Below are 509 nucleotides of genomic sequence, written 5' to 3'. Positions count from 1 at the left end.
ACAGCCGGTTCATATTCCGGCCCCACCTAAATTCGTTTGAGCGATGGAGTGACACAGGAGGGTAGACCTAGCTGGCGTTGGAGTTGCTAGCGCTAAGCGTGTAGGGTTGTCCGTTAGGCAAATCCGGCGGGCGCTAACCTGAGGCGTTAAGGCAGCGGGCCTAAGAACCCGTGGGTGGTTGACCCCATACTGTCGAGAAAAGCTTCTAGTGAGAATTTAGGTGCCCGTACTGCAAACCGACACAGGTAGTTGGGCAGAGAATGCTAAGGCGACGAGGGAACCTCTCCTAAGGAACTCGGCAAAATAACCCCGTAACTTCGGGATAAGGGGTGCCCTGGCTGGTGTTAGATCACGCGTTTTAATGCTGGCTGGGGTCGAAGTGACCAGGCCCAAGCGACTGTTTAACAAAAACACAGGTCTCTGCTAAGCCGTAAGGCGAAGTATAGGGGCTGACTCCTGCCCGGTGCCGGAAGGTTAAGAGGAGATGTCAGCGCAAGCGAAGCATTGAA

1 rRNA gene is annotated in these 509 nt (G+C 54.6%); it reads left to right on the top strand.

Annotation, left to right across the window (positions count from 1 at the left end):
- Window positions 1-509 (top strand): 23S ribosomal RNA (locus tag RDU83_14045); the annotation flags it as partial.

It is taken from the genome of bacterium (assembly GCA_031082185.1).
Classification (GTDB): Bacteria; Sysuimicrobiota; Sysuimicrobiia; order Sysuimicrobiales; family Humicultoraceae; genus VGFA01.
Note: the sequence above shows the minus strand (reverse complement) of the source record. Positions and strands in the feature narration are given on the sequence as shown.